Annotated in this window: 27 protein-coding genes; 8 read left to right on the top strand and 19 right to left on the bottom strand. The window is 39.3% G+C overall.

Annotation, left to right across the window (positions count from 1 at the left end; translation table 11 throughout):
- Positions 1-367: 367 nt before the first annotated feature.
- The 8 genes from J7E57_RS19295 to tssO form a co-directional block, all read right to left on the bottom strand.
- Positions 368-940, bottom strand: coding sequence for an NAD(P)H-dependent oxidoreductase (locus J7E57_RS19295; RefSeq protein WP_215124633.1), 573 nt, complete (start codon positions 938-940; stop codon positions 368-370).
- A 123-nt stretch (positions 941-1,063) separates the two neighbouring features.
- The gene (locus tag J7E57_RS19290) at positions 1,064-2,452 is read right to left on the bottom strand and encodes a DUF5458 family protein (protein ID WP_215124634.1); all 1,389 of its coding nucleotides are present in this window, start codon (positions 2,450-2,452) and stop codon (positions 1,064-1,066) included.
- Between the two features lie 18 nt (positions 2,453-2,470).
- Positions 2,471-2,917 (bottom strand): hypothetical protein, encoded by a 447-nt coding sequence (locus J7E57_RS19285; RefSeq protein ID WP_057933296.1) that lies wholly within the window; start codon positions 2,915-2,917, stop codon positions 2,471-2,473.
- Positions 2,918-2,974: 57 nt separating this feature from the next.
- Positions 2,975-5,491 (bottom strand): ATP-dependent Clp protease ATP-binding subunit, encoded by a 2,517-nt coding sequence (locus tag J7E57_RS19280; protein ID WP_215124635.1) that lies wholly within the window; start codon positions 5,489-5,491, stop codon positions 2,975-2,977.
- Positions 5,492-5,496: 5 nt separating this feature from the next.
- Positions 5,497-7,872, bottom strand: coding sequence for a type VI secretion system protein TssR domain-containing protein (gene tssR, locus J7E57_RS19275; protein WP_215124636.1), 2,376 nt, complete (start codon positions 7,870-7,872; stop codon positions 5,497-5,499).
- 39 nt (positions 7,873-7,911) lie between these two features.
- Positions 7,912-8,889: a PKD domain-containing protein gene (locus J7E57_RS19270; protein WP_215124637.1), complete on the bottom strand. Its 978-nt coding sequence runs from the start codon at positions 8,887-8,889 to the stop codon at positions 7,912-7,914.
- A 34-nt stretch (positions 8,890-8,923) separates the two neighbouring features.
- The gene (locus tag J7E57_RS19265) at positions 8,924-9,409 is read right to left on the bottom strand and encodes a type VI secretion system transmembrane protein TssO (protein WP_215124638.1); all 486 of its coding nucleotides are present in this window, start codon (positions 9,407-9,409) and stop codon (positions 8,924-8,926) included.
- A gap of 10 nt (positions 9,410-9,419) precedes the next feature.
- Positions 9,420-9,941: a type VI secretion system TssO gene (tssO, locus tag J7E57_RS19260; protein WP_215124639.1), complete on the bottom strand. Its 522-nt coding sequence runs from the start codon at positions 9,939-9,941 to the stop codon at positions 9,420-9,422.
- 178 nt (positions 9,942-10,119) lie between these two features.
- On the opposite strand from tssO, the gene J7E57_RS19255 reads away from it, so the two are divergent.
- Together J7E57_RS19255 and J7E57_RS19250 are read left to right on the top strand one after the other, a co-directional pair.
- Entirely contained in the window at positions 10,120-10,554 is a 435-nt protein-coding gene (locus J7E57_RS19255; protein WP_215124640.1) for a GPW/gp25 family protein, read from the top strand.
- A 26-nt stretch (positions 10,555-10,580) separates the two neighbouring features.
- Entirely contained in the window at positions 10,581-12,446 is a 1,866-nt protein-coding gene (locus J7E57_RS19250) for a type VI secretion system baseplate subunit TssF (protein ID WP_215124641.1), read from the top strand.
- A 145-nt stretch (positions 12,447-12,591) separates the two neighbouring features.
- On the opposite strand, the gene J7E57_RS19245 is transcribed toward J7E57_RS19250, so the two are convergent.
- Complete coding sequence (locus tag J7E57_RS19245) at positions 12,592-13,530, bottom strand: type VI secretion system baseplate subunit TssG (protein ID WP_215124642.1); 939 nt, start codon at positions 13,528-13,530, stop codon at positions 12,592-12,594.
- Between the two features lie 116 nt (positions 13,531-13,646).
- Here J7E57_RS19245 and J7E57_RS19240 point away from each other — a divergent pair, with 116 nt between their 5' ends.
- Both J7E57_RS19240 and J7E57_RS19235 read left to right on the top strand, forming a co-directional pair.
- Positions 13,647-14,540: a TssN family type VI secretion system protein gene (locus J7E57_RS19240; protein WP_215124643.1), complete on the top strand. Its 894-nt coding sequence runs from the start codon at positions 13,647-13,649 to the stop codon at positions 14,538-14,540.
- Positions 14,541-14,562: 22 nt separating this feature from the next.
- On the top strand, positions 14,563-15,702 hold the full coding sequence (locus tag J7E57_RS19235; RefSeq protein ID WP_215124644.1) for a hypothetical protein: 1,140 nt from the start codon (positions 14,563-14,565) through the stop codon (positions 15,700-15,702).
- Positions 15,703-15,971: 269 nt separating this feature from the next.
- Here the strand turns inward: J7E57_RS19235 and J7E57_RS19230 are convergent, their stop codons facing one another.
- From J7E57_RS19230 to J7E57_RS19205, 6 genes are all read right to left on the bottom strand, one after another.
- Positions 15,972-16,391, bottom strand: a complete 420-nt coding sequence (locus J7E57_RS19230) for a hypothetical protein (RefSeq protein WP_215124645.1) — start codon at positions 16,389-16,391, stop codon at positions 15,972-15,974.
- A 151-nt stretch (positions 16,392-16,542) separates the two neighbouring features.
- A complete protein-coding gene (locus J7E57_RS19225) occupies positions 16,543-17,031 on the bottom strand; it encodes a zinc-binding dehydrogenase (protein ID WP_215166230.1) in 489 nt (162 codons plus the stop codon).
- A gap of 90 nt (positions 17,032-17,121) precedes the next feature.
- Complete coding sequence (locus J7E57_RS19220) at positions 17,122-17,460, bottom strand: alcohol dehydrogenase catalytic domain-containing protein (protein WP_215124647.1); 339 nt, start codon at positions 17,458-17,460, stop codon at positions 17,122-17,124.
- Positions 17,461-17,565: 105 nt separating this feature from the next.
- Positions 17,566-18,333 (bottom strand): SDR family oxidoreductase, encoded by a 768-nt coding sequence (locus tag J7E57_RS19215; protein WP_215124648.1) that lies wholly within the window; start codon positions 18,331-18,333, stop codon positions 17,566-17,568.
- 126 nt (positions 18,334-18,459) lie between these two features.
- Positions 18,460-19,050, bottom strand: a complete 591-nt coding sequence (locus J7E57_RS19210; protein ID WP_215124649.1) for a TetR/AcrR family transcriptional regulator — start codon at positions 19,048-19,050, stop codon at positions 18,460-18,462.
- A gap of 165 nt (positions 19,051-19,215) precedes the next feature.
- Positions 19,216-19,611 carry a winged helix-turn-helix transcriptional regulator gene (locus J7E57_RS19205; RefSeq protein ID WP_215124650.1) on the bottom strand — a complete coding sequence of 132 codons (396 nt, stop codon included), beginning with the start codon at positions 19,609-19,611 and terminating at the stop codon, positions 19,216-19,218.
- Positions 19,612-19,688: 77 nt separating this feature from the next.
- Here J7E57_RS19205 and J7E57_RS19200 point away from each other — a divergent pair, with 77 nt between their 5' ends.
- The 3 genes from J7E57_RS19200 (at position 19,689) to J7E57_RS19190 (ending at position 21,949) form a co-directional block, all read left to right on the top strand.
- A complete protein-coding gene (locus J7E57_RS19200; protein WP_215124651.1) occupies positions 19,689-20,324 on the top strand; it encodes an NAD(P)-dependent oxidoreductase in 636 nt (211 codons plus the stop codon).
- 207 nt (positions 20,325-20,531) lie between these two features.
- Complete coding sequence (locus J7E57_RS19195; protein WP_215124652.1) at positions 20,532-21,299, top strand: glycoside hydrolase family 11 protein; 768 nt, start codon at positions 20,532-20,534, stop codon at positions 21,297-21,299.
- A gap of 125 nt (positions 21,300-21,424) precedes the next feature.
- The gene (locus J7E57_RS19190) at positions 21,425-21,949 is read left to right on the top strand and encodes a hypothetical protein (RefSeq protein WP_215124653.1); all 525 of its coding nucleotides are present in this window, start codon (positions 21,425-21,427) and stop codon (positions 21,947-21,949) included.
- A 503-nt stretch (positions 21,950-22,452) separates the two neighbouring features.
- On the opposite strand, the gene J7E57_RS19185 is transcribed toward J7E57_RS19190, so the two are convergent.
- From J7E57_RS19185 to J7E57_RS19175, 3 genes are all read right to left on the bottom strand, one after another.
- Positions 22,453-22,728, bottom strand: coding sequence for a hypothetical protein (locus J7E57_RS19185; RefSeq protein WP_215124654.1), 276 nt, complete (start codon positions 22,726-22,728; stop codon positions 22,453-22,455).
- 172 nt (positions 22,729-22,900) lie between these two features.
- Positions 22,901-23,623: an SDR family oxidoreductase gene (locus J7E57_RS19180; protein ID WP_215124655.1), complete on the bottom strand. Its 723-nt coding sequence runs from the start codon at positions 23,621-23,623 to the stop codon at positions 22,901-22,903.
- Between the two features lie 85 nt (positions 23,624-23,708).
- Complete coding sequence (locus tag J7E57_RS19175) at positions 23,709-23,885, bottom strand: hypothetical protein (protein WP_215124656.1); 177 nt, start codon at positions 23,883-23,885, stop codon at positions 23,709-23,711.
- 62 nt (positions 23,886-23,947) lie between these two features.
- Here J7E57_RS19175 and J7E57_RS19170 point away from each other — a divergent pair, with 62 nt between their 5' ends.
- Positions 23,948-24,847, top strand: a complete 900-nt coding sequence (locus tag J7E57_RS19170; RefSeq protein WP_215124657.1) for a helix-turn-helix domain-containing protein — start codon at positions 23,948-23,950, stop codon at positions 24,845-24,847.
- A gap of 126 nt (positions 24,848-24,973) precedes the next feature.
- Here the strand turns inward: J7E57_RS19170 and J7E57_RS19165 are convergent, their stop codons facing one another.
- Positions 24,974-25,975 carry a carboxymuconolactone decarboxylase family protein gene (locus J7E57_RS19165; protein ID WP_215124658.1) on the bottom strand — a complete coding sequence of 334 codons (1,002 nt, stop codon included), beginning with the start codon at positions 25,973-25,975 and terminating at the stop codon, positions 24,974-24,976.
- Positions 25,976-26,011 lie beyond the last annotated feature (36 nt).

The raw sequence follows: 26,011 nt of genomic DNA, 5'->3' as shown, positions 1-26,011 counted from the left end.
AAGCACATCGTACTCCTTGCCTGAAAAATTTAATCTAGCTTTGAAAGCCATAGTTTTAAAATTTAAAGGTTAAAAAATTTGATTTATTGTAGCCTCCGCTACAGTATCAGCATTAACCAAAGATCAGGCCAATTACGCTTTATATTGCTCATCTATAGCGAATAATCTTATTTTTGAAATCAAGATAAAATTCTGAAAACGCACTAAACGATTAGTTAACCGAGTTATTATTGTGGAAAACGTGTGGAAAAGTTTTAAGATATTTTTAGTGTTACAAATACAACGTGATAGAGAATAACTTACGTAACTGTAGTGGTTTTACCCAAGATGTAGTCTTTTTGGACAAAAATTTCCAGTAACTTAAGTTTTAAATTAGCTGTGAACCAAATTTTTCCATTTTAGCTACCCATTTTTGGCTATAATGATTTTCAAGAGAATGTAATTCACCGATGGTATTGGTGAGCACGGGGCTCATTCTGCATTTCTCGAAAACAACTTTTTTGATGGATAGGTAAGTTGTTTTCTTATTTGCTTTCCATTCTTTAAAAGTAGCCTCATCCAAAATAGACACAATCCGTGCCGAACGACCACTAAAATTATTGTTTACGTTTTGTTGCTGGGTAGTAAAAATCTGGTCAGGCATAAATAAACGATCAAAAAAACCCTTAATCTTTGCGGGAATATGGTCTACATATACAGGACAAAAAAGCACTACATGGTTACTCTGCCTAATTGCAGTTAAAGCTTTTTGCAAATCGGGCTCTAACTCGGCAATCTGCCTGTTATTGAACAGCTTATTCGAGTTGAATATGAGGTCGATAATGGCCAACTCTCGTACGATTGCACCAGCACTTTCGGCACCTTGCTTATACGCGTTAATCAGGAAATTCGTAGATGCGTTTTTTTCAATATCCCCATTCAGGATAAGTATTTGCTTCATTTTTTTTGATTAATCTGATCAGGCCGATGCATTACAAAATTATAAAGAATTTGTTAAGTGTTATGCATAACCCATAAAAAAACCCAACGCTGGGGTTGGGTTTTTATTTTCAGCTATCAAAAACTATTGCTGATTATATTCTGAACTCCATGTGGTATTTTCATCTTCACCTTTGTGTCCATCCAGTTTTACCACAAAACTTTTAGCCGGGAAATATGGTGTAATGTGGATATCCAGGTGGATCCTGTCTTTTTGTTGTTCATCTCTTTCGAAGCGCATAATTTTAAATCTCTCGATTAAACGGTCGGCTCCCTGAATACCATCCAAGAACTTAACAATCTGGCCACGCAAGTCTTGTTCCGTTTTAGAAGTCCAGTTTTCGAAAGCCCTTCTGTTCAGGAAATCGAATAGTACTTTGGTAATATAATCGAATACACGTACAACCGAATAAGTTTGTAAACCGATGTTATCGCCATTAAATAAGGTTTTGGCAGAAAAAGCCATTACTTTACCATATTCGTTAACCATTGGCACCAAGCCTACTCTTTCTAAATGGGAGATTTCACTTTTCTTTAAATCGAATTTTACACCATCTACTTCGTTTATAGCACCATGTTTTTTACCTGCAGTAACCTGCGACATTAAGGTGTAATACATTTTACCTGCAAGTGCTGCTGATCCGGGTACGGTTAAATCGTCTTCCTCACCCACTTCTGCAACTTTACCACGGCCAACCAACCAGTTACAGGTCATGATTACGTTCGACCTGAATGCGTCACCTCCGGTAAAGTTTGCTGCGGTAAATAAATCAAGTACATCATCCGGCTGATCAAGATCGGCAAAATCGGTTACCAGCATGGCTTTGTTGTTATGCGCAATTTTACCCCATCTCTCTAGTACTTTATTGGAACCCATATAGCCGGGCACAACCATTAACGAATAGTTATTACGGAGATCCAAACGGTCGTAATTCTGTTTTAACTCATCATCTACGTATTCAATAAAACGCGGATTATCGAGATCTTTGATCTGATCCATTGATGCATTTAACAGCACCACATTTTTAAGTTTGTCAGATTCGGTATTTTTATAGAATAAATGTACCGAACGGTATGCCTGCTCCAGTTCTCTCGTACTTTCTAATGCGGTACCGATGTTTTTATTCAGGTTTTCTTCGGCAGCATTCAACTTTTGAGCGCTTTTTTCTACCATATCGGCAACTGAAGTAGAAGATTCAAGCACATCAATCCAAAGCTGGATTTTCTTTTTCAGCTCATCGCGTTCTTTCTTTTTCTCATCACCGGTTAAAAAGATCTGTTTACGGGCTTTACGTTCAGGGTTTAAATTCTGCAGACCATCAACAGTGGCTTCCAACAGATCGAAACCGCCAACACGGGCCAGTTTTTCGAGGTTATCTTTAAGTGATGTTTTTTCTAAGGTTTTGGCTTCAGCTGGTTTAAAGCCTGCCTGGCCTGTATTTCCGTCGGTTTTTAATTCTTGAGGGTTTGACATGTTTTCTTGGCGTTAAGATTATTTATTTTGCTCCAATTCGTCAACAAAGTTCTTCAAAGCGTTAATGAAGGCCGACTTTGTTTCTTCGTCATCAAGTGTAGCTTTTAAGGTTTTGTTCGATTTTAACTGTTTGATTACATTAAGCGACATTTCTCTTTCGATGTTCACATTAGTAAGGTAATTACTTTGGTTAATGATGTTTTTCACACCAAAATCGCCCAGATCGTTAAAGTTTATTGTTTCGCCAACTGTAGATCCATCCTGCTTTTCGAAAGCTACCTTCACATTTGGTTTATAATGTTCGAATACATCTTTCACCGTTTTTAATCCCTCTACTTTTTCGGGTTTTATCGGATCGTTATCGGTAAGTTTCTGTACAAAAAGTGTTTTGTTGTGGGCAATTTCTGCGAAAGCTTCTGAGGTGTCAATTTTTCGCTCGTTACCACCAATTTCATAATTAAACATAGTATGTTGATTTAGGTTTACGATTATTTTTTTTCTAATAATATAATAGTTAACGTTTTAACTCAATTTTTGTTCCAATGTTACGGTTTCTGGCTGAATAATATTCCATTCGAGTTTATCTTCGGCTGCATGTTTGCTTACCACAACCTTCGATCCTTTTTTTAGTTCACCAGAAATGATGTATTTCGAGATTGGCCTGCGTAAAAGATTTCTGATAACCGCCGATAGCTGCCTTGCACCATATTTTGGTGTAAAACCATCTAAAGCGATCATTTTTTTGGCATCTTCTGCAATTTCAAAATCGATACCCATTTTATTGAGCGATTGTACCAAACTGCTTAACTGGATTTCGAAAATACGCACCACATTACTTTCGTTTATCGGCGCAAAAGGAACAATTTCGGAGATCCTGGCTAAAAATTCGGGGCGAAAATGCCCGGCCATTACCTCCATTAACTGATTTGAAGCAGGGATTACACCTTTTCCGATCTGTTCCGCAATCCATTCACTACCGATGTTCGAGGTAAAAAGAATCAGTGAATTGCTAAAATCGCCCTCTTTCCCTAAACGGTCGTGCATGTGGCCTTCGTCCAGGATCTGTAAAAAGGTATCGAAAACGGAAGGGTGCGCTTTTTCAATTTCATCAAAAAGCAGTACAGAATAAGGCTGTTGCCTGATTTTATTCACCAATAAACCACCTTCTTCGTAACCTACGTATCCTGGAGGCGCGCCATAAAGTAAGGCGGCACTGTGTTCTTCTTTAAATTCGGACATATCGAAGCGGATCATCGCTTTTTCATCGTTGAATAAAAATTCGGCGATTGATTTGGCCAGTTCGGTTTTACCGGTTCCGGTTGGCCCCAGTAAAAAGAAGGATCCTATTGGCTGTCCTTTTTTGTTCAATCCGCTGCGCGATTCGAGTATGGCATCTGAAACAGCTTTTAAAGCCTGATCCTGCCCTACCACACGCTTTTTAAGGTAAGCTTCCATATTGAGCAATTTTTCCTTTTCACCGGCCTGCAGTTTACCCATTGGGATACCTGTTTTGTAGGCCACTATAGAAGCAATATCTTGTTTGCTGATGCGATCGCTTTTTTCAGCGGCATATTTTTTTAATTCCTGTAGGCTTTTGGTAATATAACCCCGGTATTCATCGGCTGTTTCGAAAGCATCCGTCTGTGTTTCATCGGTTAAGCGGCCCAGCAAAACCGGACTTAATTTATTCTGAAGCAAAGAGAAAAGCCATTTATAATCGGCAAATTTCTCTGCTTCCGATTCTTCGGCATTGGCATTTAAAGCTTCCAGATCAGCTTCCAAACTTTCGATTACCTGATCAGAGGTATCGTTCATCATTTTCATGGCAGCCATTGTGCGGTCGAGCAGATCGAATGCAGAATCAGGGAGCCTCCTATCTTTCATGTAACGTTTGGCCAGGCGCACACATTCGCCCAAAGCATCGGGTTCGATGGTTAAGGTATGGTGTTCTTCGTATTTTACGGCCAGTTTCTGCAGCATTTTAATAGTGCTTTCTTCGTTTGGCTCATTTACCTGCAACACTTCAAAACGCCTGCTGAAAGCCTGCTCAGGCTCGATAATTTTGCGGTACTCATCAATGGTTGTGGCACCGATAACCGTAATTTCGCCACGAGCCAGTTCTGGTTTCAGCAAATTACCTATACCCGCACCCAACGGCCCCTTACTATCCAATAAAGTGTGGATTTCATCAATAAACAGCACAGCCTTTTCAAACTGCTTGATTTCTTTGATGATGTTTTTTAAACGGTCTTCTATTTCTCCCTTGTAAGAGGCTCCAGCAATTAACGAACCTAAATCGAGCTCAAAAAGCTGCACGGGTTTTAAACTCTCGGGTACATTCTGGTTTACGATATCAATGGCAAAACCATCAACCAAAGCGGTTTTACCTACGCCGGCATCACCGGTTAGGATTACATTTGGTTTGGTGCGGCGGCAAAGGATTTCCATCATCTGCCTGGTTTCTTTATCACGGCCGATAATAGGGTCGGTTTTACCATCGCGCACCATCTGTAATCTATCTATACAGTATTTATACAGGGCATTGCCTGTGCTTTTGCTTTCAGTACCAGCGCTTGTTTTATCCGGCGAAACCACCCTCGAAATTTCTTCATCTTTTACATACAGATCCAGGATTTCACGTTCTTTAATCGGGAACGATTTTAATTGATCGGGCTGAAAACCGATGCCCGGTTTCGCCAATGCGGTTAATACACATACCGGGGTAATTAAATCCAATCCCAGTTTAATGCGTACATTATCGGCCTCTTCAAAAATCACTGCAATCTCAGGCCCTCCACTCACATTATCCGTAAAACTCGCCGATTTTGCCTGTTCGTCAATCCGCACTTCAGCCCATTCGCTAATGTATTCTTCATCTTTACCAATAGAGGTAATGAACGAGCGCAGGCCAACATCTTTATGCATCAATCCTTTGAGCAGGTGAGCCGCAGTAAAAACCTCGTTTCTGTACTCTTTAGCTAAAGACTGTGCAATATGCAGGGCTGTTTTGACCGATTCGCTTAAATTTGTAACTGCCATATCCCTTAGTTGGTTGTAGGCAATACTGCCGGGTTAAAATTATTTTCGGTGATGTAGTAATATATTTTGCCGTTCGAAATAAACTGCTGCTCAATCTGAGTAGCCCTTTTAATCTGCTGAACCGATTGATTTAATAATTTAATGTAGCTTTCGAACTCTTCGAGTGGCATTTTAGAGCTGTTCTTTAAATCGCCTACCGTATATTTCTCTAAAAATTTGTTGTTTAAAGGCAAGCCGGTTACCAATTTAATGTAGTTAGCCAAGGTTAAACGCTTTATGTTGCCCGATGACTCTTTAATACCCAGCATCTGTTTTGGCATTTTCACATAATTTTTAACAAGTTTACTCCTGAAAGAAGACTGATCGGCCTGCAAATTCTGTCCCAACATCATCGAAAACACATCTACAATCTGCTTGTACTCCATGTTATTTAAAACGATGGCATATTGTAATGTTGAGGGGTTGTTTTTCACTGCATCAACCGACAGATTTGCAGTGCTATAATATTTAAACGCATTGTGCGGCATGCGGTCTGCAACTTCCGCGCCAACGGGTTCCGGCAATAAGCCTTCTACATCGGCAGTCAGGTTTTTACGCGATATGCCTGTTAAACGGAAAGCGCTATCCAACGAACTGATCTGGTTATAGATATCGGAGTTGGTTTCTTTTACGAAACGGCGTAAAGCAATCGTCATGCTCTGGTTAGAATTTACCGAACCTTTTGTCGGGAAAACTACCCCACCCTGGATTAAACTGTTTTTAGGGTAATCTAAATAGTAAGAGATAGAATCCTGTAAACTGGTATTATAAGGCTGGAAGCTTTTTAAACCCTCGCCTTTTACCATGGTGTTTTTTCTATATTCGGCAGCGCGGATAGCCGATTCGGAAACGAGTTTACGCGCCTGGATTACAAAATCGTTAAATGACTGATTGAAATCGCTATACACCTGTAAGGCTAAAATACGGGCATCTGCCTGTGCAACCTGCTCACTCAATTCGTTAATCAGGTAATTGTTGGTTCCGCCGGTATTTCCGGTACTGCCAACTAAAATAATTAAATTGGTTTCGTTCTTTTTTGCTTTAAACAAGCCCAATCCGGTTCTTATCGCCTGAAAAACAGGCTCTTCGCTTACTTCTCCATTACACCTAACAGTGTTTTTAGCCTGATTTGAAAGGAACGTCATCAACTGCCTGTAATCATTCTGGATCGGGCTTACAAAAATACCTTTTAAAGCGCAACCACTTTCACCACGGTACACTACACCACCAAAGTTCACTTTTGTTCCTTTACCAAAATCGCCCATAATATTTTCGAAAGAAGCGATGGTATTGGTCATTCCAGAAAAATATTTGGTCATTGGGCTACCACCGTCCACAACAAAAACAACATTTACCTTGGTTTTATTTTTACGGAGGTTCAGGTAGTCCTGATAAGAAAGCGCAGAACCGTTAATGGTTAATATTTTATTGTCTTTTTTATTGTAAACATCGGCAGCGATACCTACCGTGTTACCTCCTTCATCGCTTGAAACAACAGGCACACTACGCAGGATCAGGTTTTCCCTTGGCAATAAGGGATCTACAACGAAAGTTGTTCCTTTATTAATCCCGTTTTTGAGGGCTATAGAGGTAGAATCATCCCTGTCGTAATCTCCTGGTTTAACCGAGGTAACGTACAAACGATCGCCCCAGCTGTGTACAGCTTCGGCAGAAACCCAACCGTAAATACTTTTTAAAGCGGTATCTGCAACCAGCTGGTCATCAGAACCTATCAGGTATTTCTTACCATCTTCTGATTTTTTGTAGATATAGGCAATTTCGTGCAACCTTACTTTTGTACGTCGGTCTTTAAGTTCGGGTGTATTGTAAACCAAGATAGAATCAGTAGTATCGAAATAAAACTTTGGTTCGGTTAAGGCATTTTTCCCGTTTACGATACCGATGGCTTTTTCTGCATAACCTGTTTTTTGGTTAGAGAAAGCGCGTTGCCATAAAAGCAGTTTAGATTTTGCAATCCAACCATAACTGATGGCACTTTTTTTATCGTTTATTTTTCTGCCCCTGATCATTCCGGCCTTGTATTTAATCAGTTTCAGGTAGCCGTTTTCTTCTTTTGAAACATAGAAAGGTTCCATAAAGCTGATTTTTTTCATAATCAGGCTTCCACCTGGTGCAGTAGTGGTATAATTATCTTCACGGTCTGAAAAAACAATCCATGGCAAACTGCTGCTACTGGTATTGTCCATTACGTTTATACTTTCTGAAGGCCTTTCGTAAGATTTAGGCATGTATTTTACTCTTTTGCCAAAGGATGCCGGCGATTGTGCATAGGCAAACGATATTCCTATAAAAAGGAGGGTTAAGGCATAGTATTTTTTCATAATCTGTAGATGAGCTTTAAAATTAGGTGAGCGATTAATTTATCTTGTTTTGGCCGGAGCATCAGCAGTTGTTGCCGCAGGTTGGGCCGTTCCCGAATGTTGCTTAATGTTTACCAAGCTGGCACAGGTGGAATTTGGCTTGATGGTTAGCTGCGCTTCATCAACGGCTATTTCGCCCCCAAAGGTGAGTCCCATGCAGTACGAATAAATATCGGTCTGTTTTTTCTTACCGTTCATTTCTACATTTACCGTTACTTTTTCGTTACCGCACATGTATTTGTTAACGAGATAGTAATAGTTGGAATTAAAATCGGCACCATTGGCAATGGCCTGTAAACGGGCCCTGATATCATCAATGGTTTTACGTTCGCCATCACCAGGCGCAACAATATCTTCAACGATTTCGGCATTTGGATCAGTGATCAAAATGTTTAGGAAAGCAGGTTTACGGCTTTTATCCGAGCGCAGGCGTACCACATATTTCCCTGGGGCCCGGTAGGTGTATAAAGCAGTTTTTCCTTTAACATCTACGCGTCCAGTTTCGCCGAACGACCATTCGAAATCTTTTCCTTCCCCGTCTCCTTCGAGCCTGATTTCTTCATTAACCAAACCCGCGGTTGGGCCGCTAATGGTTAATACACTATCTACAACTGGTGTATGAACGGTATCGCGTACGGTAACCGGAAATTCCTGACGGAGTTCTCCATCAACAGTTAAGCGCACAATGTAAGTGTCGGGCTTTGTGTAGTGATAAGAACCGGTTTTTGTGGTGGCTTTTTCACCGTTTCCGAATTCCCATAACCATTTTGTAGCTTTTGGGGTATTATCGGTAAAAACCAGGCTTTCATTTAAATAAATTTCATCTTTTAAGATCCGCGCATCAATTGTCCTTTTTTCGAACAATGAACTTTTAAATAGGAAAATAAGACCTGTTAAGAGCAATACAGCTAATAGGATGTAGAGAATAACATAGCCCTGCGAATTTGAATTAACTTGCTTGGTGTTTGTGTCAGACATAGGTAGCGTTTTTTATAGGTTGTTTTTGAGGTATTTATCTAGCAGATATCGTTTGCTGCAATTGTCGCCTGTTGAGAATACAATCGTCCAATTGTCGTTTATGCAATTCGATATCCGTAATGTTTCTGTTCTGTTCCTGCCTATCGTAAAATAACCTGTCGTACAGCTGTGCCGTTTGAACAAATATTTTATAGCGCTGGTCTGATGCTTTACGGTCAAACGCGGCCCTGATAGAGCCTAATGAGTTCTGTATATCGTTTTTCAAGAAAACCGCCTGTACATTTGGGTTGTAGCGGGTTATCTGTTTATAAGTGGTATCAATAGTAGGCGAAGTTTCTTTTACCATACTTTCGAATGTTTCGTTCTCGCTGATTTTCACTTCAAGCTCTTCTTTGGAGATTTCGTAGCGCGATTTATCACTATAAAAAATACCAAAACTTAAAAGCCCTACGGTAAAAACAAACAGCGCTATAAAAAACAAGAATTGTTCGCGTCTTTCTTTTATACTTAATTTTATCATAATCGTTTAATTATCGGCCGAACCGTCCGTTTCTGATCTTCGTTGCCGTAGCCTGGTTTGCGCGGTGGCAATCGTTTATCTGTTCCTTATACCTTTGAATATCGCCCCTTGATTTAATAAGCGAATCTTGTAGATCGGCCATTGCACCAACATTGTTGTTTATTTTGGCGTAGAGATCAAAACTCGGACTGGTTTGCGTTTTTTTGGAAATAAGGTCTTTAATCCTGTTGTTAGCGCTTTGGATATCGCCCAAAAGGATACTCTGTTTGCTCATTTCGTTGGCATTGTAATCGCGGTATTGGGCAAGTTCTTTAAAACGGACAAGGATAAGGTCGAAATTGGTATTGATATCTTTTCTTAGATAAGATAGTTTTTCGGTTTCCTTTACCTTTTTATCGAGCAGGGTATACTCATAATCGGATGCGGCAAAAAAGAGATAAATACAGAGAATAGAGAAAAACGTTAGGAATACAAAGTTCAAAATAAACCTCGTATAAGCAGTCCTGATTTCGATGGCATTAATGGGTTTCATAGAGCATTAATAGTTTCACATAGCGTTGGTTATCATATTAATCTGACATCTCCCTCACATAAAATCATTCAAAATTTTCAAATTAACACTGTACTATAACAATTTTTAATATTTGTTGTTTGGTTATTAAAACGATATTATTTCTTTTACTTTTAACAAACTTTAAGCCAAACCGTGTATGTCTGGAAATTTTTACAACAAACCCTTCAGATTTAGGTCGGTTTTCTCAGGCATTGGCCTTCAGCCAACTGACCTCGGAAAATCGATTTCGAACCACCTAGAACTGATTATTTTTACCCGTTTTGGGGAGCATCGGTTCCATAACGATTTTGGATGTGAAATATGGGATCTCGACTTTGAGTTAATCGTGAGCGAGAGCATTTGGGAGGAAAAATTCCGCAAATCGTTGCTAAAATCCATCACCGACTGTGAATTTAGGATATATAATACCGAGGTAGAAGTACGTATTACTGAGGTAGAAAATGTATACCCACTACGTAAGATAACCGAGATTAAAAAAAAGGTAGATATTAGCGTTAGAGCACTAATAAAAACCACAGGAGAAAAATATTTTTTTAACACCGCTTTATTTCTTAGCCCATTATCAACTTAATCTAAAACGCCCCAAATATTCTACACATGAAACCAGTTTTTTATTCATCAAAAGATGAGATCCGGAACAGAATTTTAAAAAATGCTGAAGATTTCTGGAATATTAAAGACAGTAACGACTTCGATCCACTTGTTAGACTGATTATTGAGGCATTAAGCAATGAGCTTTTTAATGTATCCAATGATGTTAAAAATTTAGAGAACAGGATCTTTGATAAGATCAGCCGTATTTTAGCGCCCGATCATTTAACTTCATCGTTACCGGCCCATGCCATTATGCACGCCAGACCGATTGAACAACAAGACTACCTTTCGATCTATTCGCAGTTTGCATTTAAAAAGAATATCCCGCAGGAAAATGATAAGGCCAAGAAAACCGATATTTTTTTTAGCCCGCTGCATACCGTAAAATTAAATAATGCATCGATAAGATACATCGTTACCGGAAATACCCTTTTTAATGTAGAACAATTTGGCAAACAGCCTATACATAATAGCCTTTCGGGCACTTCTGTAGAGAAAAACACCATATACATAGGTTTTAACGGCATTAAAGACTGGATGGATTTTAATAAACTGAATTTATTTTTCGACTGGAAAAATTATTCGGTGCCCGAAAACACTTACGATCTGCTCTCGCTGGGGAAATGGTTCTACAAAAACAACGAGCTCGCCGCCTATACAGAACGTTTTATGGACGAGCCTTTAACGGGTAAGGTACAGGCTCCGTTTCAGCATAAACAATTGCTTAATCTGATTAAAGCAGACGTTTTACAGTTTTACAGCAACAGGTTTATTACCCTGGGCGATCTTAATGATTTTAATATCGACGAAAGCAGAGAACTCCCTCCTGAGTTTACCAACCTATTCCAACCGGCTGTTTTAAACCAGATCGATAATTCGGTAAAATGGCTTAAAGTAATTTTTCCCGCAGCTATAAACCAGGAAATGCTGAACGAGCTTCATATTTATATTAATGCGTTCCCGGTGGTAAATAAACGGTTAAGCCAGATCAAACACCGGCTCAAAACGATGAACAATATTATACCGATTAAAACGGAATCATTGGATCAGATGCTTGCGGTAGAAAACCTGAAGGATAATAAAGGGAAAAGTTACAATGAGATTCCTTACACCAATGAGAACGAAAAAGGAGACGGATCTTTCTCGATCCGGTACGGAGGCACGGAGCGCTTTGATACGAGAAATGCCAAAGAGCTGGTAGATTACCTTTTTGAGCTGCTACGCGATGAGAAAGCAGCTTTTACTGCTTACGGACCTGATTTTTTAAGTACCATACTTAAAAATCTGGAACAGAATATTGCGCTTATTGAACAAAAAAGCCGCTCGGCGCTTAAAGACATTAAAGAACTGCCCAGCTATATTGTATTGAAACCGATTGGCGATGCGGATATTTTATTCCTCGATATCTGGGTTACACAAGCAGAAGAGGCCAACCACATTAATGCCGGAAGCCGTTTAGTGGTATACGATAACAATAAGGTAAATGCAGAGAGTATCTTTTTATTGAGCCAAACGAAAGGCGGCCGGTCGAGATTGAATGCAACCAACAGGGTGCAGGCTTATAAATATGGTTTAACCACAGCCGACCGTATTATTACGAAGGCTGATGTGATCAATTTTTGCCGTTACGAACTGGGCAACAAATTAAAGGGCATTACCTTGGCCAAAGGCTTGATAATGGATAATAAACCAAATGCGGGTTTTATTAAAACCACTGATATTTTGATCGAACCTGCAGATCAGCTTAACCTTAGCGGGCAGAATTGGGAAGAACTGTTGAGTTTAACTTTGGCGAAATTAAACCTAAGGAGTACAATGAATGTGCATTATAGGATGTTGTTAAAGCCGGTGCTGTATAAAGCGGTTTAAGTTGAGGATATACCTCAAAGAAGTCGTCATCTCGACTGGAACGCAGTGGAATGGAGAGATCTATCTAGATAGATTTCTCGACTCCGTTGCACTCCGCTCGAAATGACGATCGCATTTATATAAAAAGGCCAGAAGATGATGTTATTTAAAGATATACCGTATACCCTAAATAAGCACTCTCACCATCCTCGCTCAATACCGTTTCCTGATAATCGGGTGAAGTAAGGAGTTCTACGTTAACCTCTGCATCTACAGGGATTAAATAGCTGATAGCCATATCCAAAATGGCCCTGTTTTTTTGTCCGGGAATAAACTTAACCAGTTCCTGTGGCGAAGTTGGACCGATATTAACATTATAAGCTTCGTGTTCGGGGGTAAAGCTATCACCAATGATGGTATCAATCCCCAATGCGCTTCCACCCAACTGCATCTGCATTTCTTCAGCAATTTTTACCGGTGCAATATTGGCTGTAGCATCCACAATGGTAAGTGGCAGGTTAAACAGTGCAGTAAGTACTTTTGATACAAAACCGATGTCATTTCTCTTTTGCTGGATTTCGGGCAGCAGGTGCATCCAGATGATGCTTTGTTCTTTGTTGAGCAAATTAAATTCATCCCATCCGAATTCAAAAATCTGACTTAAATCGGAATAGGTTGTTTTTTTATCGAGCATATTTTCATATAGCTCGGTCATGATCCTTACATAATTAATTTCCGTATCAAAGGGTGTAAAAAATAACCTGGCTTCCTTTTCTTCCTCTCTCCTATCCCTGATATCTTTAATCATAGATTCCTCGTCCATACCGGCACTACCGGTTGGCGGACGGTGGAAAAGCCCCTCAGGTAGCATATCATACAATCCTTCGCGGTTGGTACTGATGCGGATACGTTCGTGCCTTCTTTTTTCAGAATAATAAGCCGTGGTATCCTCAATATCTTTTGCAAAAGCGCGTTTATCGGGCCCTAATGGGATAATTTCAATCCTATCGGCATCAATTACCTTACGTTCAATCAGGTCGGCAGCGTGGGCAACGGCCTTGTAATCTGTAAATAGTTCGTTATTAATCAAAGTTTCCTTTTTCATTAAACTTTAAGGCTTCATTTTTGTTATAGGTTAAATTTTTATTACCGAAAAAATAACGATTATAATCAAATATTAAAGATACTATATTTGCAATACATCTCATCTATAAAAATTTAATGGACGTTCAATCATTTTTTATCCGCTTTCTCTTGTTCCCGCTGATCTTCATCGTATCAACAGCGGTGCTTTCCATCATCAACAAAAAGAACCAGTTTCTCAATAACAAAAGACTTATTGTAAGTGTTCTGCTCATCGGCATTATTTTAGCCCTTCCGGGATTTTTAGGGTTCCTAAACTTTAATTTTATGCCCTGGGGCTACATTATCTGCTGTATTTTTTATCTCTTGATGGGCACGATTTTCGTTTATCTGTTAACTAAATACTACCCTAAAGATGTACTGGAGCGCAAGGTTTTTATCTTTTTCGCTACTTTAATTTCGGCCATTTTAGCTGTTTATTTATATCAGCTTGCCTTTAACTGGTTAAGCTCGGTAAATTTTGGGTGGTTTGGTGCAGGCAGTATCACCTGCTTTTTTGTTCCACTTATTTTTTGGTGGGCTTATGTTTCACTACTTGGTATCCCTTCAGAAATCTACAAGATCTGGAAATACCCTGATACTCCATTGGACATCAACATGGACCACGTAGATTTTAACCGTTTATTGGTACTGGAGCTGGAGCTTTACAAAAAAAGCAGCGATCCCGAACCTTTAAAGGTAAAGGTAAAAGCTGTAGAGAACATGAACTTCGGTATCTGGTTCCACAAGTTTATTGATGATTACAATTTAAAATTTGCCAAAAGCCCTGTGGAATTCAGGGGCGACGATATGGAAAATTATAAATGGATTTTCTTTATCAAAACTTCTTTTTTTAAACGCAATATTTTCATCGATCCTGATCTCGACATTATCGAAAATGGCATTACCGAAAAAATGACGATTTACGCTAAACGGGTATCTGAAAACGTAAACAAACCCAACGAAGTTGGAGAAAGTGCTATCTTTATCTAATCTATAATTAAAAACATCTACCATGATAAAGCCGCTAAAATATAAATCCATTAACTGGATTAATGGCATGAAGCTTTCCAGTGATCATTTTACATTAAGTGATCTTTATTTGCAGGACTTTGTACGCGATGCCGCCTCTCTACATCTAAATAATAGTAATTACGGATTTTTACCACCTTTTGCGGGTTATAAAAGTTCGCACGATATCGAAATTATCGAAAAAGCAACCAATCATATCGAGGTAAGGGTGAGATATTGTAATGCCATTACGCCCGAAGGCTGCCACATTGATATTGTACAATCGGATAATATGGATACCCTGGTACACAACCATTATTTTGGCCAGTCGGAACCGAGAAACTATGTGATTTTATTAGTGGTAAGTCCGTTTAACCGTGTACCAACAGGCACACCAAATCCTGAAGAAAACCCGATCCGTTACCCTGAACTTGCCAAAAGTTATGCTATTGCGGTTTTACCAGAGAGTGAGGTGGGTTCACAAACAGCAGATAGCTATTTCTTAACCATCGGGCAGGTTTACTACGAAAATGGCAGGTTATCAATAAACAGCAGTTATATACCGCCCAGCTCAACCATAACAAGTCATCCAGCCCTGATTAGATATTATGAATCTTTTAGTGTTTTACTAAATGATTTACAGCTGGCGGCTTTTAAAATTATCGACAAAACAGGAGGAAGAGACAACATTACGCCGCTAGGCAGGAATATCCGTTTAATATCAGAGAAAATTGTAGATTACATTGCAGGTTTATTTTACGAATATAGAAACATTGCGCACCGCGAATCGCCTGCAGTTTTAGTAGGTTATTTCTCCAGTTTGGCGCACATTTTTTTTACAGCAATTAAACTGATTGATCCCCGCGAAAGAGAAGAACTGTTAAAGTATTTTTACGAGTGGAAAGATGTAACCCCAGGAAACTTTGAAGAGCTTTTAGCCAAAACCATCGAACTGGTTTACGATCATAAACAAATTAACAATAGTATGCTAATGGCCAACGAATTTATGAGTGTATTGGTAGCACTTTGGAATAAGTTGAGTGGATTAGAATACATTGGCCAGCACAAAGAAAATATTGTGGTTGCCGAACAGCAAGTTGTACAGCAGGTACAGGCCAGAAAAACCTGGACATTGCTGGATTAAAATTATTTCTCGGAGTAAATTAATAATGAAGCAGTACCCATAACCGGGTACTGCTTTTTTTATCTTGATTTTATACAATAAATTATCTCTCAGGGTGACATCTTTTTACGATTTATCCCTTAACTTAATGACATCAGGCGTAGTAATTCCTAAAAATGTTAATATTGTTGGCGGTACACTATACAAATAAGGTACGTCCGTCGTAATAGATTGTTTATATTTAAATATTAGGAATCAGGGCAATCCAACTTCCGCTTTCGGAATAACTTTTAATCGAAAGCAATCTGCTGCGGGCCTGAAATTTTATTGATGTGACAAGCGCACTTACCTCCACTTACTTTAATCACAACAGATTTAGTTTGCTTGGTTTCTACAGAGGTACCAGTAATTTTCAGATCATCTCCCTGTTCTGACAGACCAAGTTTATTATTATCATCAACGATAATAAATACGCCTTTTATGGTATTTGTATAAATACTCGAATTAGCCGTTAGCCGCTCTCCTGTTCTTTGGTTGATTACATTGAAATCTTTTACTTCAGCGCCAGCGCCTTTATTATCTATAAATTTTAACACTACCGAGGCAAATTCTTCAGTGCAGATTTTGTCCCCACAATCAGAAGTGGTTTTATTTTTTTTACAGGTTAACAGGGCAATACCCAACAATAATACAAGCGCTATTTTTTTCATCGTCTATTTGGTTTTTAATAAAAACGACAAAGCGCATTAAAACGCTACAAAAGCATTGGCTTTGAAAGTTATGATAGTCAAAAAAACAAAAAGCCTAAACTTTTCAAGTTAAGGCGTCTGTGTGGAATGGACGAGGATACAACAGAATTATTTATTTGATTTTTATTACCACTTTTCCTTTGGCACGACCACTTTCTACATAAGCTATTGCTTCATTGACCGATTGGAACGGAAAAATTTTGTCTATCACAGGCTTAATAGCCCCGGCATTTATAAGCGTCGTAATTTCATTCAACTGAGATCCGCTAGCCCTCATAAACAGAAAGGAAAAATCCACATTCAGCCTTTTTGCTTTCTTCCTTACTTTCGAGCTTAACAGGCGTATAATCAATTTCACGAACCAGGAGGCACCGATTTGTTTTGCAAAATCCGGATCGGGAGGACCAGAAATCGAGATGAGCTTTCCACCTGGTTTTAATACCTGTAGCGACTTTTCAAGCGTCAATCCGTCCTGGCTATTTAAAACCAGATCATAATCATTCAGAACTTTCTCAAAGTCATCCTTTCTATAGTCTATAACAACATCTGCACCGAGACTTTTTACCAACTCGATGTTGGCCGTACTTGTAGTTGTAGCCACCGTAGCTCCCAGATATTTAGCCAACTGAATGGCAAATGTGCCCACACCGCCTGAGCCAGCCTGAATGAAAACCAGCGCTCCTTTTTGCAGCTACCCTTTTTCAATGAGTGCCTGCCAGGCAGTGAGGCCCACGAGTGGGATGGATGCCGCTTCTTCCATGGTCAGTTCTGCAGGCTTTATTGCCAAATCAGCCTCATTAACGGCAATGAATTCTGCAAAAGTTCCGATACGATGATCTGCGGGCCGAGCATAAACATGGTCTCCAACCTGAAACTTTTGCACCTGCGCACCAACCTTAGTTATTATACCGGCCAGGTCATGGCCCAGAATAAATGGTGTTTTATAAGGCAAAAAAAGTTTGAACTCCCCTTTCCTTATTTTGGAATCGAGAAGGTTTATGCCGGCAGCGTATACTTCATCAGCTTTCAATACTGGAATGGGTACGTTTTCATCTTACCACCTTCCTTGCTTTTATATTTGTCTATAATGAACGCTTTCATTTTTTTTATTTTATATGTTTGATGAGAATCGTTTCTAAGATTTTAATGGCCCGTAACCTTTCTTGGGATTAACCAAACCAAAAGCAATTCCTGGAAAAAGCCGGTTGACGATATACAATGCTTTTGTATCCCCTACACGGATGGTAAACTGATCCTTCTTGAGACCTGCGATAAGCGCTTTTACCAGACCTTCTGTGGTCATTTTTTTGCTGTTCCTATCAGCCGTCATTTCTGTGGCCACAACAGGAGGCAAAAGTTCAAAAACCTTTACGCTGCTGTTCAAAATCTGAAGGTGTTTTCTAAGTGATTTAGTGTAAAACTGCAGTGCTACTTTAGAGGCTGAATAAGTTGCTTCCAGCAATGATGGAACATAACTAAGTAATGAGGTCGTGTTGATGATTGCGCCTTCTTTCCTTGATTTCAGCATGTCTATGAAAAGATTGTTAAGCCGGATAACCCCAAGGTAATTGACGTTTATTTCGTAGGCAGCATCTTTAAAATGCCTTTCGTTTGCCGATCCGAGATTGATTGGATCGGTTAAAACACCTGCATTGTTGTATAATATATCAATACCGCCCAGTTGCTGTACCTGGTTAAAAAGCTTTTGTGCATCATCGGCTTCTGAGACATCACTTTTAATGGCTATAATTGCCGGATATAGTTTCTTGGCATCATCTAATTTCCCTTGGTTTCTGCCAGTAATGATTACGCTGGCACCTTTAGCCAAAAATTGTTTTGCTGCTTCCAGCCCGATACCTGATGCCCCACCGGTGATCAGTACCGTTTTTCCTTTTATTTGCATGGTTTTTTTATATTTAGACTTTTTAGTATATTTTATTGCAATTTGGCTCTTTATTTAAGATGTATTTATGTCTTTTTTAGCTAAGTTTTAAAAAAAGACTTTTCAGTATATTTTTAATAAAAAAAATTAGATCTCGTAACTTTCTAATTCCGCTTTCAGGTTTTTGAGCAAACTCGCCATCGGTTTTGCCGTGTTCATAGACCTGCACATAATCACTGCACCTTCAACAGCAGCTACAGCTTTAAATGCATATACAGCAGGGTCAAGTTCGTCAGAAAACTCTCCATCCTTAATGCCCTGTTTTAAAATACCAACAAATATTTCCTGCCCACGCCTTATTACACCGGCTATTTTCTCTTTAATTGCCGGAAAATGGTCATCAGATTCGACCGCAACATTAAATATTGGGCATCCGCCTTTTAAGTAGGTGTTCAAAGGATCCTTGTAAAAATCGAGAAAGGCAAACACTTTAGCCTTTGCTGTTTTACCCTTACCGATAGTTGATAACATTTTTTCACCGCTGGTTTTCAGCATAAAATCAACAACTTGCAAGGCAAGGTCGTCCTTACCTTCAAAATGACCATAAAGGCATCCTTTAGTCAATTTTGTAGCAGCAAGCACATCGTCTATATTAGCGCCTGATATTCCTTTCTGATTAAAGATAGGGGCTGCTGTTTCCAGAATGAATTGCTTTGTTCTTTCGGCTTTAGTAAGCATATTAATGAATTTTACACCACGAAAATATACTAAAAAGTTTAATTAAAAATACTTTTTAGTATATTTTATTCTTTATGGTATCGAAATGACAATCACCGCGATCTAAACAAAAAGACAAATATTCCGTAGCGCCTGATTTATGATTTACGGATGCGGGTTATTAACTTATGCCGGAAACTGTTCCATCGTTTTAAAAAGTGGCTCTTCTCTTTGTTGCCCATCTTCAATTGCCCAGTTTGCCATGGCGTATAACACAGGTCGCAAAGCCTGTCCCGCATCCGTCAGGCTATAGGTAACGTGCGGCGGTATCACAGGTAATGCTACCCTCGAAATCAGTCCGTCTGCTTCCAGCTGCCTCAAATGTTGTGCAAGCATCTTTTCTGTAATATGAGGCATTGCTTTTTTTAACGCTCCGTACCGTTTTGATCCAGACATTAAGTGGAAGATAATAATCGGTTTCCAGTAGCTGCCAATTTTTTCCATCACGTAGGTAACCGGGCACAATTTAAAGACCGTTTGCTTATTTAATTGTATGGTGGATGTTTCTTTAACTTCATTCATTTTACACTTACTTTTAGGTGCGTACTTGCACAAATGTTAGTTCAAATATACCTTTGATTCAATTAAAATATCACAAAATGAAAAAAATTCTTGTATTTGGTGGTTCTGGCGGAACTGGAAAACACTTTATTGAACAGGCACTAAACGCCGGATATGCTATAACGGCTATTGTCAGAAATCCCCATGCTTTTACAATAATGCATCAAAATCTAAAGGTTATTAAAGGAGATGTTTTAACTCCACATACCTATGAAAAAGAGTTTGATGGGCACGAAGCCGTGGTCTTCTGTCTGGGTATCCCTAAAATCCAGCAAACGACTTTGTATTCGTCTGGCATCCGAAATATTGTAAACATTATGGAGAAATCTTGCCCGAAGCGCCTATTCTGCATTTCGTCAGGCGCATTAGACATCCCGCCTAAGAGCTCGTTCATCATGACTTTTCTATTGAAGCATGTATTGCAAAAGCTCTATAAGCCTATATATGCTGATATGCGTATAATGGAAGGAATAATAAAGACGTCCAGCTTGGACTGGACAATCGTTCGGGCGCCAAAACTAACGGATGGCAGGGCAACAGGAAAGTATAAAAATATAACTGGCTTGCCACTAGGTGGCATTCCGAAAATCTCGCGTGCTGATTTGGCCGCTTTTATGTTTACGCACCTCGTAGACAGCGGGACTTTTAAAACTACAATTGACGTGGCCTATTAAATGATCAGAAAATGAAAGAATACATTTTAATTAATCGTGTTCCTGCGAATTACTTCTCTGTAATCTGACAGAAAAAAATGCCAGTAGAGTGTTCCAATTCCAGACCGTGTGAACATTTGTATAACAAATTTGCTGATTATTAGCCATATCCCAGATCTAAATACGGTTATTTTGCTTCCCTAACCAATATATATATATATATCTTATATGAAAAAACAAAATTCACTGACAGGTGTAACCAGGAAGGTTACTCTTGTTATGGCTGCAACCTTGGTATTTGCAAGCGCTGCATGTTTAACAGGCTGTAAAAAAGACGAAAAGATCGCACCTGGGGAAGTTACCGCTCCACCCCCTCCTACCAAAGCTGTCGCCACGGTAGAATCCTACCAATCGGGTACACATAACGGCTTCTTTTGGTCGCTTTGGAAGAGTGACGGCGCAACTGGCACAGTCAATTACGCCAATGGTACCGGGGGGAATTACAGCGTAAACTGGAACGGCTTTAACGGTAATTTCACTTGTGGCAAAGGGTATTCAGTAGGGTCAACAACCTATAAAATAGGCTATAATCTGGGTGCTTATTCAAACTCTGGAGGTGGCACTTTTGGCTGGTATGGATGGAGCAGAAGCCCTTATTATGAGTATTACGTGAATGAAACCTGGGGTGCGGTTTCACCTCATAGCGGTACTTACCTGGGAACATTTGAAACCGATGGTGCAGGTTATAACGTATGGACCCGATGGATGACAGGTAAAAATATCGACGGTGGTGACGGCTTCAGGCAGATTTATAGCTCCAGGGTTACAAAAACTTCTACCGGACAAAATCACGTCATTACTTTTGCCAACCACTACAACAAATGGCAAAGTTATGGATATACGCTTGGTCAGCTAAATATTCCTGCAATTATGGTTGCGGAAACATGGGGTTCTAATACGAATGGCAATATTAACTGTACCATCTGGGCACAGTAAACATTTGTTTAAACCGATCACAACCACATACTGCCGGGCAATAAGCCGGGCAGTATGTACTGCAGGTACTTTCTGATCAATACCTGGATTAAAAATGCTTTTAATATTATTTAACATTAGTTATCATGAGATCCATACTTTATTTCCTTGCTTTTTTCATTTTTATCCTTCCCGCCTGCCATTCGCCAAATCCTAAAAATATAGATGGAAATAAAAAATCACTGATCGGAAAATGGCATCGGTTTTCCAGAGCGAATGGATATAGCGAATTTGATATTGATTCGCTATATGTAGTTTTCTATAATCAGAAAGTTGGCCGGTTTAAGCTTCCTTATAAAATAGAAAATGATTCTTTAAAATACCTTACCAAAGATTATGTAGCTAAGATTACAGACTACGGAGACTCACTTCTTTTGGAAGGCAACGATAGTACTCAAGCAGTGTTGCACAGGTTTAAAGAACCACATGTTCCTTTTGCAACAATTCCTGAACAAAAAGATTCTGTATCATTTGCATTATACATCGCTGATTTCGATAAAAGATTAATCAGCGAGTTTGAAAAAGCCGGAATAAAGATTTCTGATGGTATGGAAAAACGTGAGGGACCTGCATACGAAGAACTGTTAAAAAAAAAATCAGCAAATAGGTAAACGTAAAGTAAATGCTCCTGTAAGCTAGTATTACATGGAGCATTTATATTCAGTTGAGTAGCCGTTTTCTCCTTAGCAAGCCAGGCCAAGTGCCACTATCAGCCCTATGTACATCATGTCCAAACGCGACTTTCTGCTTTCATCAATGTGCTGCGCCTTTGCTGCCAATTACACTGCCTACTTTGTCCGAGAATGCGCCATTTGCGCCTTTTGAATACCTTGCCATAATTTTTGTTTTTTATTGAAAAAATGTTTGTTCAAAAAAGGATTGCTGTTTATACCGGTATGTTTAAATCCATGCTCAAACCTAGCAGCTTAGCAGCACTGGTGCCTCATTTTGAGCTTAAATGAGCCAAATTGAGCTAATTAAGGCCGTTATTGAGCTAAAATGGACCGTCACGGTTCTGAGGCGGCGGTACAAAGGCCCGGGCGCTTGTGGCGGCCTGCTTAAGGGCAGCATAACCGTAAGCGGTGGCGCCATTCTGCGAAAGCAAGCGCTGGCTTTACCTTTTAGGTAGAGAAAAGGTAACGCCGGGGTAACCCTGGGGTAACCTTGGGGTTAACCTGGTAGCAACAAAGGGTAAAGAACCGGTAAAGCAGGGGTAATTAAAATACGGCCCTTTTGCTGGCTTTTTAGTAGGCAGCCAGTAAATTTTCAGGTAAAAACGATCGCCACCAGGAAGTTTTATAGGCTTTAATATGCCATCTTTTACCTTACTTTTGTAGGTGCTTTCGCTAATGTTCGGGCAATCTTTAACCTGTTGCTGGGTAAGCTGCATATTAGGGTTGCCAAAGAGATCGATAAAGTAAAGGCTAGTTGTTCTTTGTTCAGTATAAGGTAAATGTTGTACATTACCTGTACAAGTGCTTCAGGGTTATTCATGCAGCGTTAAGTATGCGCTCAATTTTTCATTTCAAACATGCTAACTTCAGAATATTGATCGTTTCTTCTTATGGGTTCATTCTTTTAAACATTCCCTGTATTTCAACGGGTGTTGCTTTTGATAACATTTCGCTATATCCAAAGGTCAATTCATTCTTGTCTTCTTTTAGTTGTTGAAATATTGCGTTAATAAAATCACCAACAGAAGGGTGCTCGCTGTGCAAGCCTTTGCCACCCAGATCAGTGTTAAGGGCTGGTGGGATCAATTCGATGATCTCTATATTTTTTGATTTTAATAAATGCCTCAATGAAATGGTAAACGAGTGGAAAAAAGCTTTTGTAGCACAATAAACGGGCACTTTTGTAAGGGGCGCAAATGCCAGGCCGGAGGTTACATTTATAACAGTTTCCAATGATTTGAGTCCGGTAAAGAGTGAAGTTAAATGCAAAGGCGCTAAAACATTTATTTGAATCTCATTTTTTGCTTTATCATAAAAGTGCTCATCTGAAATATCCATCCAGTTTTGAATGCCTGCATTGTTTACCAATACGTTCAAATCACTGTGGTGTTCAGCAATCCATTGATAAAGTTCCGTACGTTCAGATTCCTCTGATAAGTCGCAAACCTTTGTTATTACAGCCGGGAATTTGTTAGACACCTCTTGCAGCACTTCTTTCCTTCTGCCACAAATAATAACCTGGTTTTTTTCCTGAATAAATCTTTCAGTTAATCCCAAACCGATGCCAGTGGCTCCGCCGGTAATTAAAATTTTATTGTTTGAAAGTTTCATTGTTTTTTATTTAATATTCAATGTTTAAAAAATTTTTATCTTTCTTCAAGTCTATACCCTTTAACTTGTTCCATACACAAGCAGACTATAATCCCAACAATTTTTCTGCATTCTGATAACCGATTTTTTCTTTGGCTTCTTGTGAAATAGCCGCCGTTTCAAGGAATTGCCTGATGTGTTTATCGTATAGGCGAAGTTCTTTATACTTTTGCATCAAATCATTATACATATTCCTGTTTCTCTTACCAATTTTTCTGTTCATTAGCGCTTCTACAGGGATTATTGAAATACTTAAGCTATTTTCACTTTAAAATAACTGAAGTCATGGGAAATCCCCTTAGAATTAAAAGTGTGGCTCAGATCAATAACGAGCGTGGGCAGAAGACCCTGCATCCTTTGGTCAGTGTTCTTGATCAGTCGCTATCGAAGCCCGTAAAAGAGGCACGTTACATTTCTGATGTGTACATGATCTTTTTAAAAGACGAGAAGTGCGGGGAGATGAAATATGGCCGCAATCACTATGATTACGAAGAGGGAACACTTCTTTTTATTGCACCCGGGCAGGTATTTGGTTTTGAGGAAAGCGAAAACATGATACAGCCGACAGGCTGGGGATTATTCTTTCATCCCGATCTGATCCGTGGCACCCATCTCGGCAAATGCATTAACGAATACAGCTTTTTCTCTTACGATGTTAATGAAGCACTTCATGTATCCGATGCAGAAAGAGAAATAGTGCTGGAGTGTTTTAATAAGATCCGGTATGAATTAGCTCATCCTATTGATAAGCACAGCAGGACGTTGATCGTTAGCAACATCGAAATGTTTCTGAATTATTCTGTTCGGTTTTACGACCGGCAGTTTCTCACCAGAGAACATATCCATAAGGATGTATTGACTGGATTTGAGGGATTACTGAATGAGTACTTCCAGTCGGAAAAGCTGCAAACGCTGGGATTGCCTTCCGTTTCGTATTGTGCAGCGCAACTCAACCTGTCTCCAAAATATTTCGGAGACCTGGTAAAAAAAGAAACAGGAAAATCAGCGCTAGAGTATATACACCTCAAACTGATTGATGCCGCGAAAGAACAGATCCTTGATATTAGCAAATCGATAAGTGAGGTTGCTTATAGGCTTGGCTTTAAATATCCCTCACATTTTACCCGTTTCTTTAAACAACAGGTAGGGCATTCGCCGAATGAATACCGGAATTCAATGAATTGATTGTAGCCGGGAAATAATTTCTTGCCGGCTGCAACTTATAATAAATGTATCACATTGATAACATCTACTCATTTATATTAGCGTTAATGCTTTCATAAACCAGATCATTTGTCATCCCTGACATACCTATTTTAGTTTACTAAAAACCTCCAGCATCGTTTCATTATCTAGGCTGTTCATATCTATCAGTTTTAACGTTTTTACCATTTTCAGGGTCGTTGTTTTGTAGTGTTGAAAGTGCGGTGTTTGCAAATGAGACTGATAGGCTGCTTTACTGGCATATATTTCTATGATCCTAACCTCAGTAGGGTTTTTCTGTTGAAACATAGGAAAAATGGCGATCACACCAGGCTCGATTTTTATAGAAGCCGCGGCCTCCTGTTGCAAAATGGATTTATAATCTTCGAGGTATTCGGGTAAAATTTCGATTTCAGAAATACGCACCATCATATCCTTTTCAATTACCGGAACCAATGGTTTTCCGATTATTTTTCTGATGGTATTTCCCTGTGTTTTATTCACGTTTGTTTCAACCAGTGTTGCTAATTGCTCCAATTGATTCTCAGTTATGCCTGTATTCTTTCCCATGTTGATATGAGCCTGCAGCTGACCTTCGACACCAGGCATCGAGGCAAGAGCCGCAATTGTTACCATTTCTCTTTGCTGATAACTCAGCACGTTACTGACAAAAATGTCGGCAAATAAATGTTCCTTTAAAAAAGCATCAATACGCGGTGCAAATTCCCCGAAGCCTGGGGCAGGTTTTGATTGTGGGGCCTTGGTCAGTTCTTCCAACACTTTTCTACCCTGTTCATATTTATTTTTAGGATTATTTTCTACAACAATTGTTTTCCCTACTTTATCATTGATTCCTTTTTCTGCTCTCTCCTTTGCAACAGTTATAAAAACGTTAATGGCATTAAGGCTTCTTGGAAAGCCACAATACGCATAAAGCTGAACGAGCGCTTCTTTGATTTCGTTAATAGCAAGCCCGGAATCTAACCCTTTATTCAATTCCACTTTTAATAGTTCCACGTTTCCCGTTGCTGTAAGTGCCGAAATCTTTATCAAGCTTTGCTGTTGTGCAGACAAATCCGTATTAGCTGTTTTGTTTGGTTGTGCATTCATTTTGATCATACTTATTGTGAGCACAAAAAATAGTAT

Origin of the sequence: Pedobacter sp. ISL-64, from assembly GCF_018613605.1 — a bacterium.
Classification (GTDB): domain Bacteria; phylum Bacteroidota; class Bacteroidia; order Sphingobacteriales; family Sphingobacteriaceae; genus Pedobacter.
The sequence above is the reverse complement of the archived record's forward strand: the minus strand, read 5'-3'. Positions and strand labels throughout refer to the sequence as shown.